Raw genomic sequence first — 12,820 nt, 5'->3', positions numbered from 1 at the left:
GCCCTGCAGACCCTGCGATATGGGACGATTGGTTGCAAGCCGTGCGCGAAGTATCAATCGTGGACTGATGCCGGCCAAGAGCACACCTCTTGGTATAGCCAAAGCGCTGCGAAGTATTTGCGGAGAGACACATGGGACTTCTAACCTTCAGCATCAACGTCACCCTGGACGGCTGCGTTGACCACCAGGAGGGGATTGCCGACGACGAGACGCACGCATTCTTCACCCGCCTGATGGACGAGGCTGGGGCGATGCTGTGGGGCCGCGTTACCTACGAGATGATGGAAATCTACTGGCCGTCCGTCGCCCGCGGCGAAGTCGAGGCGCGGCCGATGATGCGCGATTGGGCGTTCAAGCTGGAAGGCAAGCCGAAGTACGTGGTCTCGTCGACGCGAACGGACTTCCCATGGACCAATAGCCACCACGTCGCAGGAGACTTGCGCTCGGGCGTACAAAAGCTCAAGGACGCGAATCCGGCTGGCGTACTGCTCGGCAGCGGAAAGCTCGCGACAGAGCTGGACCGGCTGGATCTGATCGACGAGTACAAGTTCCTCGTTCATCCCAGGATCGCCGGCCATGGCCCGACCCTGTACCAGAGCGGGCTGTCCGACACGCGACGGCTTGAGCTGATCTCGGCGAAGCCGCTTGGCAACGGCGCGGTCGCCCTGCACTACCGGCGCACGCGCGGTTAGCTTTCCACATTTAATTCAACTGCTGCAGGCGGCGCTCGACGAAAGCTTGCAGGTCCGGCGCCAGGCGGCCGCTTTCGACGGCACGCTGGAAGGCCACTTTTGCTTCCGCATTGCGCTGCTCGGCTTGCAACGCGATCCCCAGCCCCATCCACCATACGCCGTTGGCCGGCTGCAGTTGTACTGCAGCCCGATAGTGCTCGGCAGCCTCGCGATGGCGGCCGGCCCGCTCCAGCACACCGGCAAGCATTGCGCGGTAGTCGGGATTCGATTGCGCGTAAGGCAGGCTTTGTTCCAGGGTATCAAGCGCACCGCTGCCGTGTTCAAGCTGCAGGCGTGCCAGCAGCATGGCCATGCCCGTCTGTTCCGGGTTCATCGTCAGTGCGCGCCGCAAATGGCGCATCGCATCGGCCTGCCGGCCGCTCTCCACCAGCACCCCGACCAGCGTCTCGCGCGCTGCCAGGTAACGCTGGTCCAGGTCGAGCGCCGCTTCGAGGTCTGCAATCGCTTCCGCCACGCGCCCGTACGCCAACTTATCCTGGGCCCGCTGGAACAATGCCGTGGCCGGCGCCTGTGCGCCCGGCTCGCGCGAGGCAGGCGTCACGGCGCCGCCAGGGGTGGCCGCAGCGCGCAGTTGCGCCGGCGCCGCCGTGGCAACGCTGCCACCCTTGCTCACCGGAGCCTTGCTGCCCTCGCTGCGGGCATCGCGCTTTGCCTGGCCTGCGCCAGGCTGCTTGGCTGGCGCAGGCGAGTCAGCCGCCACGCTATCCGTGGCGGTATCGCGTGCAGGCGCCGCAACTGCCGCTACCTGGTTCTCAGCCGGCAGTTGCAGGCCGTCGACCATTTGTTCCGGCGGTGTCGCTTGCGGCTTTTCCGCGACTTGCGCCTGGCGAATAACTCCCGAAGCAGGTGTCGAAGCCGCATCCGCCGGCGCACTGCGCAGGTAACGCCAGCCTGCGAGAGCGGCCACGCCGACCACGACAACCACTCCCGCAATAACCAGCAAGGCGGTGCGATTGCGCGAAGGCCCGTACTGGACCGCATGTACGGAATCCGAAAGGCCGCTCCCTTGTGGAGCACCGCCCCTGGCATCCAGGTCTTGCAGCATTTTGTTGATCAGGCTCATAAGCTCAAACGATAAGACAGCAATGCGCCCGCGGCAGCAAGTGCTGCCAGGGCAAGGCCCGTGGCCAGCCACGGCCAGCCGCGCCGGCTCGCCAACCCGGTATCCCTGGCAGCCAGCTTGACGTGGTGCGTATCAATGCGCTGGCGCCCTTCGCCGTATGCGACCAGCAGGGACTTGTGCGCGATGATGTTGACCAGGCGCGGGATACCGCGGCTGGCGGCGAACAGCTTGCGCACCGCTCCCTTGCTGAACAGGCGCGCGCCGCTAAAGCCCGCCACGCGCAGCCGGTGCGCCAGGTAATACTCCATGTCGTCGCGCGTCAATCCACCCAGGTCGTGCTGGAATGTAATTCGCTGCGCCAGCTGGCGGATCGACTGCGCCTGCAGGTGTTCATTGAGCTCGGGTTGCCCGAACAGGACAATCTGCAGCAGCTTGCGTTTTTCCGTTTCCAGGTTGGTCAGCAGCCGCAGAGCTTCCAGGCTTTCGCGCGGAATGGTCTGCGCCTCGTCGACGCACAAGACAACACGCTTGCCTTGCGCTGCCAGTTCCAGCAAACGCGCGGTCAACGATTTCAACAACTGGTGCTGGTCGACGTCGCTCGCCAGCGGCAATTCCAGCTCGTCGGCCAGGGCCAGCATCAAGGTGCGCGGCTCAAGCAGCGGATTGGGCAGGTAGGCCGTGACGAAATCGTCGCCCAGCGTTTTCATGAAGGTCCGGCACAGCAGTGTCTTGCCGGTGCCGACTTCGCCCGTGATCTTGATGAATCCCTCGCCGCTGCGCGCGGCTACCAGCAAGGTGTTCAACGCTTCCTGCGAGTGCGGGCTCTTGAAGAAAAAGCTGGTGTCCGGCGTAATGCCGAACGGCGCCTCGCGCAAGCCGAAGTGGCTCTCGTACATATCAGCGGCGCCCCGTCGATTGCTTCGGATCGAGCAGCTCGATGCGGCGGCTGCTTTCCATCAGGTCGTGGCTCCAGTCGCTGGCAGTATCGACAATGGTAGGCTTGATCAGGACCACCAGCTCACGCTTCTGGATGGTGTCGGCAGTGCTGCGGAACAGGCCGCCGAGCACAGGAATGCGGCCGGCAAGCGGGATCTGCGAGCGGTCGGCGCTGGTCGACTGGCGCATCAGGCCGCCAATCGCCACCACGCTGCCGTTCTCGCCGCGCACCATGCTGTCCATCTCCGAAGTGGCCGATGCCGCCAAAGGCAGGTTCAGGCTGCCGGCATTGCCAAGGTTGATATTCTTGTTCACCGTCGATACCTGGCTCACCGAGGGGTGCACGTGCAGGATGATGTTGCCTTTTTCATCGATTTGCGGCGTGACGTCGAGTACCACGCCGGAGAAGAACGGCTGCAGCGTGACGTTCGGCGACACCGTGCCATTGCCGGTCGCGTTGGTATTGGTGGTGGTGCTGACGCCGGTGACGAAGAACTCGTCGGTGCCAATCTTCAGCACTGCCTTCTGGTTGTTCAGCGTGGCGATACGCGGGCTGGATAGCACGTGCACCGTGCCCTGCGACTCAAGGAAGGAAATCAGCGCGGCAAAATTGGAGCTCTGGAACGCCAGCCCGAACAGCGAACCGGGCGCGCTGGCGGCCGCGGCCAATGCGCTGCCTGGCGTGCCCAACAAACCATTCGGCTGGCCCATCAGGGAATTGGCGCCATTGATGCGTGGCGCCAGCGCCGTGCCTGGGCCTACCATGCCGGCGGAAATGCGGGAGCCGAAGGCAGCCCAGTTGATGCCGGACTGCGCCTGCTCGCTCAGCTCCACCTCGAGGATTTTTGCCTCCAGGATCACCTGGCGCGCCACCGCCAGCTGGGTCGCCTTCAGGTAGCGGTCGACATTGCGCAGGTCTTCAGGCATGCCGCGGATCACCACCAGGCCCGACTGCGGGCTGATGACGACGGCACGCCCATCCTTGCCGGCCCCGACAATCGCTTCCAGTGACAGCTTCAACTCGGCCCAGAAATCGGACTCGGAGCGCGTAGTGACATTGGCCGCTTCATCCAGCACAGTGGCATTCGGTGAATTCGGGTCGCCATTATTGTTATTGCGGTTCTGGCGATTGTTGTTGCTGGAGTCGCCGCTATTATTGTTGTTATTGTTGTTGCCGGCGTTCTGCACCGAGGTCGAAGTCACGCGCAAGTTCGACGAGCCACGGCGCGACGCGGTCAGGTAGTTCACCTGGAACATCCGGCTTTGCATGGTCAGCGGCTTGATCGAAATACGCGTGCCCTCGATCCGGTAGTCGTAGCCATACATCTCGCGCACGGCCTCCAGCGCCTCCGCAATCGTGACATCCTTCAGGTTGGCGGTGATAGTGCCACTGACTTCCGGATGCACCAGCATGTTGTAGCGCGTACCCGCCACCAGCGAATTGAAGAACTGGTTCGCGGGCACTTCGTTGAAGGCGACATTGAAGCGCTCCTCCAGCACCGGGCGCGCTTTCGGCAACTGACCTGCCAGTTGTTCGGCCGATGGCAGCAAGGCGTCGGCCACCTGCCGCGGCACCGGGGCACCGGCCGCCGACTGCGCCGCGGATTTCACCTCATTGCTGATGGTGCTGTAGGTGTCGCGCATCGGCGTCTGGGTACATGCCGCCAGCATCGCGAATGCGCCGCCGCCCATCGCCAGCCGGCAAAATTGTGAAGCTTTCGAGATGCTCGTTTTCTCTGTCATGGCTGTCGCGCCTTATCCTGTCCCGATGATACCAATTTCAATACTTGTTTTTGCTTCCCGCGTTGCAGGACAACGGCACTCTCGCGCACCTCGACCAGAACGGCGCCGCCTACCCTCCCGCCCAGCGGGACAATTGCGCCGTCGATCACTGCCAGCTTGCGCCCGCCCGGGCGGCGTGCCATCAGCACCGACTGCAGCTGCGGGCCGGCGGCAGGTCCCGCCATGGCAGGACCGCTGCGCTCGGTTTGCGGCGCCAGCACTTCCGGCGGCGGCCTGGTCGGGTCGGGCAGCGCGGTCTGCGCCAGCACCGGCATGGCGGCAAGGGCCGCCAGGACTGCCAGGATCGTTCTCATAGCTGCACCCAGGTTTCGTCGAGACTCAATGTGTACACCGTCAATGTCAGGCTGGTTTCAGGATGCTTGATGACGCTCAGGCGCGCGCTGCCCCATATCAGGCGCGGCGTAATCTTTTCCAGCGCCGCCATATAGCCAAGCAGGTCGGCATAGCTGCCCTGTACCACCAGTTCAACCCCATGGCGGTACAGGATCGCCGGCGCCTGGCTGGAGGGCTGCGGCGCCGTCCCCGGCGCGGCAGCAAGGGCCTGGTCGAACTGTCCGTCGCGCAAGCCGCTGACCGGCAAGGTCTTCATGCCCACCACTTTCAGCCCGGGATGCCCGGCCAGCATTTGTTGCAGCAGCGGTACGATGCGTTGCGGTTGCACCATGCCCTGCTTGCGATTGAGTAAATCTTCGCTGGTCACGCGCGTCTCTTGCTGCACTGCGGCCAGGCGGCGTCGCATGGTGGCGTTCGGATCCGACTCGTAAGCCTTCAGCGTGGCAGCAATTTCCTTATCCAGCGTATCGGTCTGCGACTGTCCCTGCTGGATGGCCGCGTGCAGGGACTGGCGCTCTGCCAGCATGGGACCGAATTTTCCGAACCATGCAATGCCTGCGACCAGCGCGATGCCCGCTACAAACAGGGCCGCGCGCCGCGCCAGCGGCAAGGCATCGATGCGTTGCTCAAGTTTCAGCAGCACGGCCTTCATGGGGTCACCCCGCCTGGCAAGGCGGCAGTACTGCGCAGCCGGAATTCAAGGAAACGCGCCTGCGGCGCTTCGGCCGGGACGGCAGCCGCTGCCAGTGCACTGCTGGCCGCGCCGCCCGCTACCGCCGGCAGCACGGTAAGCGGCATGCGGGCCGCCGCGTCGGCGGCCGGCAACTGCACTGCCGCAGGTCCCATTTCCAGGGTCTGGAACGACTTTCCGCGCAGGACAGGTTCGCCCCCGAGACGCGTCAGGTAGGCCGGCACCAGTGCCGCCTGGAGCACGCGGCCATGCATGCTCACCTCGCGCCGCTCGCCTTCCACCGCCACTTCCGTCAGCCATAAGCCGCTGACGCTTTGGCGTGCCAGCGCGCGGAAATATTCTGCGAAGCCTTGCGCGCCTTCGCCTTCGGCCTGGCGCAGCATCTGCATCGCCTGCTGCAGCGATTTCAGGCGCGTTTCCTTTGTTGCCAGCTCGGTCTTCAGTAGCGGATCGCTGGGACGCGGCGCAAACTCCACGGCCACCGCCTGCACGCGGGACTGCCGTTCCTTCAGGCGCGACTCTTGCTGCGACGCCTGCTTGCGCAATGGCTGCAACTGCTGGTCCGCGAAAACGACGATTGCGACGGTGCCGGCCACCATGGCCAGCAGCGCGAGCGCCATGCCGCGCGCACCAAGGCTGTGGCGCTGCCGCATGAAGATCGGGTTGAACAGGTTGATCTGCTGGCTCATGGCGCGATCGCTTCCTGGCGTAACGCTGCGCCGAGGGCGAAGAAATAATGTGCCTGCTGCGCGCTGTCCTGCAACTCAGGCACGGCGGACAGGTCGATCACTTCCGCCAGGTTGCATGGGACCACAGGCATATACATATTCGACGACAGGTAATTCAGCAGCGACTCGCCGCAGCCAGGGGCCAATACCATCCTGGAGATTGAAACAAAGCCGAACTGCCGCTCGAAGTGGTCCAGCGAACGCTGGATCTCCAGCATCAGCCGGTCCAAAGCGGCATGCCGGCGGTCGGCATCGCCGTCATCCAGCAATGCCGGCGTGACATCGATACGGCGCGCCAGGTAAAGCTCGCCCTGGTAGGTGACCGTCAGCAGGCCGCCCTGCGCGCCGATCGACAGCATGGCCAGGCCGCGCCCCTCCTGTTCCAGCAGGGCCGATACGTTGCGCTGGGCAGTCTCGGGGATGTCGATCACTTCCAGCTCAATCCCGGCGCCGAAGAATAGTTCCTGGCGCTGGCGGATGACACTGTTGCGCGCTGCCACCACGAACATGCTGGGCGTGCGCCCGCTGGCGCGCTCAACCGGAATTGCCATCACGTCGAAGGTGGCGTCGTCGACGTGGAAGTCGAGCATGTCCTTCATGCGCCAGCGCACTGCCGTTTTCAATTCGTCCTGTGGAACGTTGGGCGCCTCCAGCGTCAGCAGCTGGTAATCGCTGGGCGAGAGCAGCGTGCTGCAGCGGAATCGCGCGGCATTGCGCGAACGCGCCGCACGTGCCAGTGCATCGTCCGCGCCCTGACCTTCAAGTCCCGCCTCCGCACAGCTAAGCAGTACGGGGGTGCTGGCGCCATGCCGGCGCATCGTCGCCAATGCCATGCCTTGCGGCATAGGCGCAAACACCAGCCAGGCGTCTTTTTCCTTTTTAGCTTTCGAAAAGAATCGCATTCCGCCCTATCGTCAAACTTTTAGATGAAGAAACAATCGTAATTGTTTGATTAATATGCCATATTTTGCCATTGTTAAGCCCCGGTGTCAGTACAATTCCCTTATATAGGTGACAGGTGTGTTGCGATAAATGCCAAATGTCGCCCTGCCCACCGTACTGGGCAGCCATTCCGGTGCCAGCGCCGGGTCAAGGTAATAATCCGTCGTGCCATTGTTGCCCACGCCCGGCGCCTTCAGCAGGAAGCGCGCCTGGCCGCTACTGATGGAGCGCAGCGCGGTCGACGTTGCGCCCAGCACTGTCTTGCAGTTGGTGCCGGACAGCAGGTTCTTCTTGCAGTTGGTGAATTTCAGCAAAGCGGGATTGATCACGTCGACCATCGAATCGCCGGCACTGGTGGCCCAGCGCGTACCGTTCCAGTACTGCACGCGCGCATTGACCGGCTGGTACTGCAGCTCCGAGCCGAACAGGTTCGGCAACTGCAAGCGTGCGTTGACCAGTACCACCTGGCCTTCGACCAGGTCGCGCGCCGCGTTGTAGCCATACAGCGAGCTGACGCCGTCGGCGTCGGTCGCACGCACATACACCAGGACAGGTGCCTGGCGCCCGGCGGTTGCTGTGCCGGCGATCGAGTAAGGGTTCGCCAGTTTGTAGTCGACCGACAGCGACAGGGTCCCGTCGTCATTGTCGAAATCGATGTCGCCGCTATCCTTCACCATCGCCGCCTTCTTGTCGCGCCGCAGGGAATTGTCAGGAGCTGCCGCGCCGAACACCAATGCCGGGCACACGCCCCCGCTTGGTGGCGCAAGGGTCTGGTTGCCGGCGCCGCACATGTACACCGCCTTGGAAAACGCACCACGATAATTTTTCAGCAGGTTGCCGTCCACATCGTGCGCCGTGACCGTGGTGGCAAACGGCAGCCCCGAGTACACCATGCCGCTGGTGGCGGAGCAAGGTACGTCGGCCGGGCAAGGCAGGATAGGCCCCAGCGAATCTGCCGCTTCCAGCTTGGTATTGAAGTGATCGGGCACGAAGCGGCCGATATTGGTGGTGGCCGGACTGATGCCGCCGCTGCCAAGATAGTCGTTGCCCGCCAGGGTCGCCTTCACCGTCACGATGCCCACTTCAGGATAATTGAACGTGCCGCTCGAGCGGCCGAGTGAAAACGGATTGAGGCTGCCCTCCAGGGGCGGCCGCGCCACCATGTCGGCGAACGTCAGCCCGTCGCCTGGATCCGGATCGAAATCCACGCTGCGTGGAGACACCTCGTTGCCGAAGTTCTGCGCAAAATACTTGGTGCCGCTGGTCTTGTCGCGGGTCCGAACACCCACCTTTATCGTGAACGGCTCGCCGGCCGCCACGAACTTGGCGCCGCTGGCAGTGCTGGCGCCCGGATTGTCGGTGCGGGTTCCGTCTGCAGCGGTCTTGAAGACCTCCATCTCCAGCATGTAAGGCCGCATGACCACCGGCCCGCTGGCACCGGTCTTACCCGAGGAATCCTGCATGAACAGCTTGATGCGCCCGACGTCAAAGTAATTGAACGTCAGCGGGCTGCTGATGCTCGCCTGGTTGGCGTCGACCACCAGCGCGCGATACAGCGACCATTGCGTGCCACTCGGTGTGGCGCTGTTCCCGGCACACTTTGGCAACAGCGAGGCGCGGTCGGGGAAGGAAGCAAACTCCGACGATCCCGTGACCGGATTCTGACATGACATCCCAAAGCGCATCGACACCGCGGTCGGCAAGGTAGTGCTGGGTGCCGTTGGGACGCCGGAAGAATTGACCAGCGTGATGTAGACGGGAATATCGTCGCCCGCGACCACGCTCTTCCAGTCGATGAACAGGCACTGCCCTGCGCTGCCGAACGCTACGCCCTTGGTACATTTCGATTTCGTAAATACATAGGGCGCCACGTCCACTGAAGCGGTGTCGGTGGCGGTATTGTTCGACATCTGGTTGTCGAACTCGCTGCCGCTGACAGTGACGGTGTTGCTGAGCGAGTTCGTCACAGCGTTGACCATGACGGTCAGTTGCAGTGGCGGCGCGCTGGCGCCCACGTCCAGCGGCGTGTTGTAGTTGCAGGTAACTTTCTGGCCAGACTGGGCGCAGGTCCAGCCGTCACCGCCCGCATATACCAGGCTGACTTGCGCAGGCAGGTCGTCGACCACCTGCACGGTGCCCGGCTCCGCCGCGGGCCCATAGTTGGTCACGTTCACCGTGTACACCATCGTCTGCCCGAGCGTTGGCGCCTGGTCGCGCGAGATCGTGATGCCGAGGTCGGTCACCGGCGTATTCGGTACCGCGATCACTTCCACACTCAGCAACACCAGATCCTGGTCGGAGCGATACACCGTGGTGGCGCTGGTCTGGCCGGGCTGGATGATTGGACTGCTGACCGTGTACGAGTCATAGTCAATCCCGTACGAAGCCGAATCGGTGCCGGCAACGGTGCTGACCGAGTTGAATTGGTTGCCGGGAGGATTGACGCTATTCGACATCGAGGTGCCGTTGAAAGTCAGGAACTCACCGCTCGACGTACTGCTCAGCGTTGCGTCCCCTTCCCATGTGATGTGCGCCACGCGCCCGGTCTGGTTCGTCAGCGGAGGAATCTTGAAATTCGACAGCGTCAAGCTCACGCTGCTGTACTGGATATACTGGAAGCCTTCGTAGATGTTCAGCACCCGGAACGTCTCGCTCGGCAGCGAATAGACCACCACCATTGCCCAACCGCCGACCACGGCTTGCACATCGCACCACTTGGCGGCGTTATTGATGGTCAGGCCAGAGAATGTGTATTTGGCATTGCGTTTGGCGGTGACCTCGGCCGTGATATCGTAAGCGCCGCTGAAAAAATCGTAGCCCACGGTGGCGCTCTTGTACTGGCGCGAAGCGGGCGCAGTAATCGCCTTGCCTTCAAAGACCACGCCATAGTCGGTTGTGGTGCCGGAAGCGGCCCAGTAAAGCTGGGCACTGAGGACCTTGGCCGTTGCCGGGATCCCGCTCAAGGTCACGTCCGTGGTCTCGTTGGCGGCATAAATGGTGCAAGGATTGGTCGTATTGGACGCCTTGCGCAGCGTCCTTTCCGCACCAACGAAATTGACGTTGCCGGCAAAGCTCTTGAACAGCGAAATGGTGGTATCCGCATGTGCAGGCGCCGCCAGCACCATGCACATGGCGGCAGTCAGCAGGAAGCGGCAGAGGCGCAACAGGCTATTCACTTCTTCAATCTCCGAAATCGACCTGTATGACCCGCCGCACATAGTCGGAACTGCTGTTCGCATTCACATTCGAGCAAGCGCCTGCCGAAGGCTGGTTGCAAGCCACCGAAAGCATGCGATAGCGCTTGATCGCTCCCAGTACCGTGGTGGTGCAAGTTACGGTAACAGTATAGGGGCTGAGGGTGGTATTGGCCGGCATGGCGAAGCTGGACGTGGACGAGGCCCCGCTCGCCGCCGGGCACAAGGCGGCGCTGCGCAACTGGCGGTGCAGGCCCCATTCCACGCCGGAGCGTGCAGCCTGGTAGGCGCGCGTTCCCTGCACGTCAAGCCCGAAGGCTGCCTGCTGGGTGGTGGTGACGGTGACGATGGCCACAGCCAGGAATGCCAGTACCACGACCAGGAAAATGGCCGCAACCAGGCTCACGCCGCGCTGCCGCGAATGTTTGCGCATGGTTGTCATATCGGGTTATCCACGTGGATCTGGTGGAACAGCGTCACCGATTCCGCCGGCACGTCCGGCCGCGTCAGTGTCAGGCTGATGCCAAGCAGGCCTGAGCGCGTATTGGCGATATTCGCCTCATACGTAAAGCGGCAGGCGGTGACGTTGGTAGCCAGTATGGCCGTATCCGGCGCTGCTGCTGGCGGTGCATAGTCCCATTGCCGCACCAGCTGGCGATTCGCCAGGTCGCAGACAAACTTGACCGGGCCGGTCACCACCTGGAAGCGGCGCGCAGGCGAACTCAGCACAGGCGCAGTGGCGCCAGCGCTGGCGAAAGGATTGCTGGCCAGGGTGACGGTATTGCCAGCCACCGCACTGACCAACGCGATATTGTCGCCCGCGTAAGCATCGGCGCGGTCGATGCCGGGTCCCAGGTTGTACACCACGATGGAGTCGGTGCCCGGCACGATCGCAGGCGACGGCATCTGGCCCACCACGGTAAAAGTACGGTCGGTGCTGTCTGCAAAATCGAGGTAGCCCGCTCCTTCGTTATCTTCTTCAGCCAGGTAGCGCCCGCCGGATTTGGTGGGGAAGAATTCCACCGTGGTCCCGCCGCCGGTGACTCGCGCACTATTGGGCAGCGCCCTCCGCACCTCGCGTGCAATGCGCCGCACCGCAATATCGGCGGCGTCGCTCAACTCGGCGCGCGCGGCGCTGTCGACATAGGCCTGCACCGGCGCGCGCAGGAATACGGCAACCATGCCGACCACGATGCCGGTTACGACCATCACCACGATCATCTCGATCAGCGTAAAGCCCCCTGCCCGCCTCATTGCGCCACCTGCGGCGAGTGACGGGTACGGTAGGTATCTAGTTCAACGAAGTCGGTCGCCAGCGGGCCGTGCGTCACGCGCACTGTCAGCCGCAGCACTTCCTGCGTCGCCACGGCAGCGGTCGAGTTGATCCCGTTCAGCGGTTCTGCGCGCAAGGTCAGCGTGGCAGCGTATCCGCTCACGCCCAGTTCATTGCCGGCGGCATCGACCAGTTTTCCTGCTGCGTTATTGAAGGCGGCATTTGGCACGCCCAGGCTCGGGACATAGTCATTGATGTTGTCGAAGGGCCGCGCGTTGCCGAGGACGATCTCGGCACCGACCGCCTCTGGCGTTGCACAGTTGGCAGGCGCCGCCGGGTTTTCCGTGGTGTCGACCGGCTCGCAGAAAGTGAACGCGGCAAGCTGGACTTCCTCCAGCAAACCCTCGGCAATCAACAAGGCCTGCTTGCGCCGCAGCGGGTCGGCGCTGGTATTGCTGGTATTGGCCAGTGTGCGCAGGATGGCTGCAGCCGCGACGCCGACAATAACAATGAACAGGATCAGTTCGATGAATGTCAGGCCCGACTGGTGTTGGCGTCTAATAGACATAGCCGGTTTCCCATTGCACCCTGACTGCCTGCTGTACGCTGCCGGCATTTACCTGGAGGTTGAGGGAGCTGAATTCCGCGCCGGAAGACAGCTGCGGCTTGCCGGAGGCATCAAAAAAGAAATGGTTGTTTGCCGCACCAGACGGCGACAGCGCCAAGGTCACATTGGCCGGGGGCGCGATGCAGGCCCATGAGCGGTCAGTGCCGCATTGGCCGCCGCCGAAGCTGTTGCCGCCGCCAGGATCGCGAACGTGATTGGCAGCACTGCAGTTGGCGGCAAAACAAAGTGCGATGCTGGTGCCGTCAAGGTAGACGTATATCGGACGGTTCTGCGCGATGGCCAGTTGTTGGCCATAGCGCAACGTTGCCCTGGCTTGCGCCGCAAAGCCCGCAGCATCGTAGTCGCCGCGCACAAAAAAGCGGCCGAAAGTAAGCGCTGACAGGATGCCGATAACAACCAGCACAATGATCAGCTCGACCATTGTGAAGCCGCGATGAGGCGAAGCTCCGCTGGTTGCCATCGCTCCGTTTTATTGCC

13 protein-coding genes are annotated in these 12,820 nt (G+C 63.1%); 1 reads left to right on the top strand and 12 read right to left on the bottom strand.

The features are described from left to right. Nucleotides 1-131: 131 nt before the first annotated feature. Nucleotides 132-692: a dihydrofolate reductase family protein gene (locus ACQ4MM_RS11685; RefSeq protein ID WP_431477521.1), complete on the top strand. Its 561-nt coding sequence runs from the start codon at nucleotides 132-134 to the stop codon at nucleotides 690-692. 10 nt (nucleotides 693-702) lie between these two features. Here the strand turns inward: ACQ4MM_RS11685 and ACQ4MM_RS11680 are convergent, their stop codons facing one another. The 12 genes from ACQ4MM_RS11680 to ACQ4MM_RS11625 all read right to left on the bottom strand — a co-directional run bounded on the left by ACQ4MM_RS11680 (nucleotide 703) and on the right by ACQ4MM_RS11625 (nucleotide 12,803). Then, the gene (locus ACQ4MM_RS11680; protein WP_431477520.1) at nucleotides 703-1,815 is read right to left on the bottom strand and encodes a tetratricopeptide repeat protein; all 1,113 of its coding nucleotides are present in this window, start codon (nucleotides 1,813-1,815) and stop codon (nucleotides 703-705) included. Next, a complete protein-coding gene (locus tag ACQ4MM_RS11675) occupies nucleotides 1,812-2,711 on the bottom strand; it encodes an ExeA family protein (protein ID WP_431477519.1) in 900 nt (299 codons plus the stop codon). Before ACQ4MM_RS11675 ends, ACQ4MM_RS11680 begins: the two co-directional genes overlap by 4 nt. A gap of 1 nt (nucleotide 2,712) precedes the next feature. Further along, nucleotides 2,713-4,494: a pilus (MSHA type) biogenesis protein MshL gene (gene mshL, locus ACQ4MM_RS11670; protein WP_431477518.1), complete on the bottom strand. Its 1,782-nt coding sequence runs from the start codon at nucleotides 4,492-4,494 to the stop codon at nucleotides 2,713-2,715. Next, complete coding sequence (locus ACQ4MM_RS11665; protein ID WP_431477517.1) at nucleotides 4,491-4,847, bottom strand: MSHA biogenesis protein MshK; 357 nt, start codon at nucleotides 4,845-4,847, stop codon at nucleotides 4,491-4,493. Before ACQ4MM_RS11665 ends, mshL begins: the two co-directional genes overlap by 4 nt. Next, nucleotides 4,844-5,539 (bottom strand): hypothetical protein, encoded by a 696-nt coding sequence (locus tag ACQ4MM_RS11660; protein WP_431477516.1) that lies wholly within the window; start codon nucleotides 5,537-5,539, stop codon nucleotides 4,844-4,846. Before ACQ4MM_RS11660 ends, ACQ4MM_RS11665 begins: the two co-directional genes overlap by 4 nt. Continuing rightward, entirely contained in the window at nucleotides 5,536-6,267 is a 732-nt protein-coding gene (locus tag ACQ4MM_RS11655) for a hypothetical protein (RefSeq protein WP_431477515.1), read from the bottom strand. Before ACQ4MM_RS11655 ends, ACQ4MM_RS11660 begins: the two co-directional genes overlap by 4 nt. Further along, entirely contained in the window at nucleotides 6,264-7,208 is a 945-nt protein-coding gene (gene pilM, locus ACQ4MM_RS11650; RefSeq protein ID WP_431477514.1) for a pilus assembly protein PilM, read from the bottom strand. Before pilM ends, ACQ4MM_RS11655 begins: the two co-directional genes overlap by 4 nt. 87 nt (nucleotides 7,209-7,295) lie before the next feature. Continuing rightward, complete coding sequence (locus ACQ4MM_RS11645; protein ID WP_431477513.1) at nucleotides 7,296-10,424, bottom strand: DUF6701 domain-containing protein; 3,129 nt, start codon at nucleotides 10,422-10,424, stop codon at nucleotides 7,296-7,298. A gap of 4 nt (nucleotides 10,425-10,428) precedes the next feature. After that, the gene (locus ACQ4MM_RS11640; RefSeq protein WP_431477512.1) at nucleotides 10,429-10,875 is read right to left on the bottom strand and encodes an agglutinin biogenesis protein MshP; all 447 of its coding nucleotides are present in this window, start codon (nucleotides 10,873-10,875) and stop codon (nucleotides 10,429-10,431) included. A 5-nt stretch (nucleotides 10,876-10,880) separates the two neighbouring features. After that, nucleotides 10,881-11,696, bottom strand: a complete 816-nt coding sequence (locus ACQ4MM_RS11635) for a PulJ/GspJ family protein (protein WP_431477511.1) — start codon at nucleotides 11,694-11,696, stop codon at nucleotides 10,881-10,883. Continuing rightward, a complete protein-coding gene (locus ACQ4MM_RS11630; RefSeq protein WP_431477510.1) occupies nucleotides 11,693-12,283 on the bottom strand; it encodes a type IV pilus modification PilV family protein in 591 nt (196 codons plus the stop codon). The genes ACQ4MM_RS11635 and ACQ4MM_RS11630 overlap by 4 nt, the downstream gene beginning before the upstream one ends. Then, nucleotides 12,273-12,803, bottom strand: coding sequence for a pilus assembly FimT family protein (locus ACQ4MM_RS11625; protein ID WP_431477509.1), 531 nt, complete (start codon nucleotides 12,801-12,803; stop codon nucleotides 12,273-12,275). The genes ACQ4MM_RS11630 and ACQ4MM_RS11625 overlap by 11 nt, the downstream gene beginning before the upstream one ends. Nucleotides 12,804-12,820: the final 17 nt, after the last annotated feature.

The organism is Massilia eburnea (assembly GCF_050709955.1).
Taxonomy (GTDB): Bacteria; Pseudomonadota; Gammaproteobacteria; order Burkholderiales; family Burkholderiaceae_D; genus Rugamonas; species Rugamonas eburnea_A.
This window is presented reverse-complemented; position numbering and strand designations above follow the sequence as displayed.

What these genes read in the sequence shown, in the direction of transcription:
- ACQ4MM_RS11685 (WP_431477521.1), top strand. Translation starts at nt 132, where the DNA reads ATGGGACTTCTAACCTTCAGCATCAACGTCACCCTGGACGGCTGCGTT.
- ACQ4MM_RS11680 (WP_431477520.1), bottom strand. Translation starts at nt 1,815, where the DNA reads ATGAGCCTGATCAACAAAATGCTGCAAGACCTGGATGCCAGGGGCGGT.
- ACQ4MM_RS11675 (WP_431477519.1), bottom strand. Translation starts at nt 2,711, where the DNA reads ATGTACGAGAGCCACTTCGGCTTGCGCGAGGCGCCGTTCGGCATTACG.
- mshL (WP_431477518.1), bottom strand. Translation starts at nt 4,494, where the DNA reads ATGACAGAGAAAACGAGCATCTCGAAAGCTTCACAATTTTGCCGGCTG.
- ACQ4MM_RS11665 (WP_431477517.1), bottom strand. Translation starts at nt 4,847, where the DNA reads ATGAGAACGATCCTGGCAGTCCTGGCGGCCCTTGCCGCCATGCCGGTG.
- ACQ4MM_RS11660 (WP_431477516.1), bottom strand. Translation starts at nt 5,539, where the DNA reads ATGAAGGCCGTGCTGCTGAAACTTGAGCAACGCATCGATGCCTTGCCG.
- ACQ4MM_RS11655 (WP_431477515.1), bottom strand. Translation starts at nt 6,267, where the DNA reads ATGAGCCAGCAGATCAACCTGTTCAACCCGATCTTCATGCGGCAGCGC.
- pilM (WP_431477514.1), bottom strand. Translation starts at nt 7,208, where the DNA reads ATGCGATTCTTTTCGAAAGCTAAAAAGGAAAAAGACGCCTGGCTGGTG.
- ACQ4MM_RS11640 (WP_431477512.1), bottom strand. Translation starts at nt 10,875, where the DNA reads ATGCGCAAACATTCGCGGCAGCGCGGCGTGAGCCTGGTTGCGGCCATT.
- ACQ4MM_RS11635 (WP_431477511.1), bottom strand. Translation starts at nt 11,696, where the DNA reads ATGAGGCGGGCAGGGGGCTTTACGCTGATCGAGATGATCGTGGTGATG.
- ACQ4MM_RS11630 (WP_431477510.1), bottom strand. Translation starts at nt 12,283, where the DNA reads ATGTCTATTAGACGCCAACACCAGTCGGGCCTGACATTCATCGAACTG.
- ACQ4MM_RS11625 (WP_431477509.1), bottom strand. Translation starts at nt 12,803, where the DNA reads ATGGCAACCAGCGGAGCTTCGCCTCATCGCGGCTTCACAATGGTCGAG.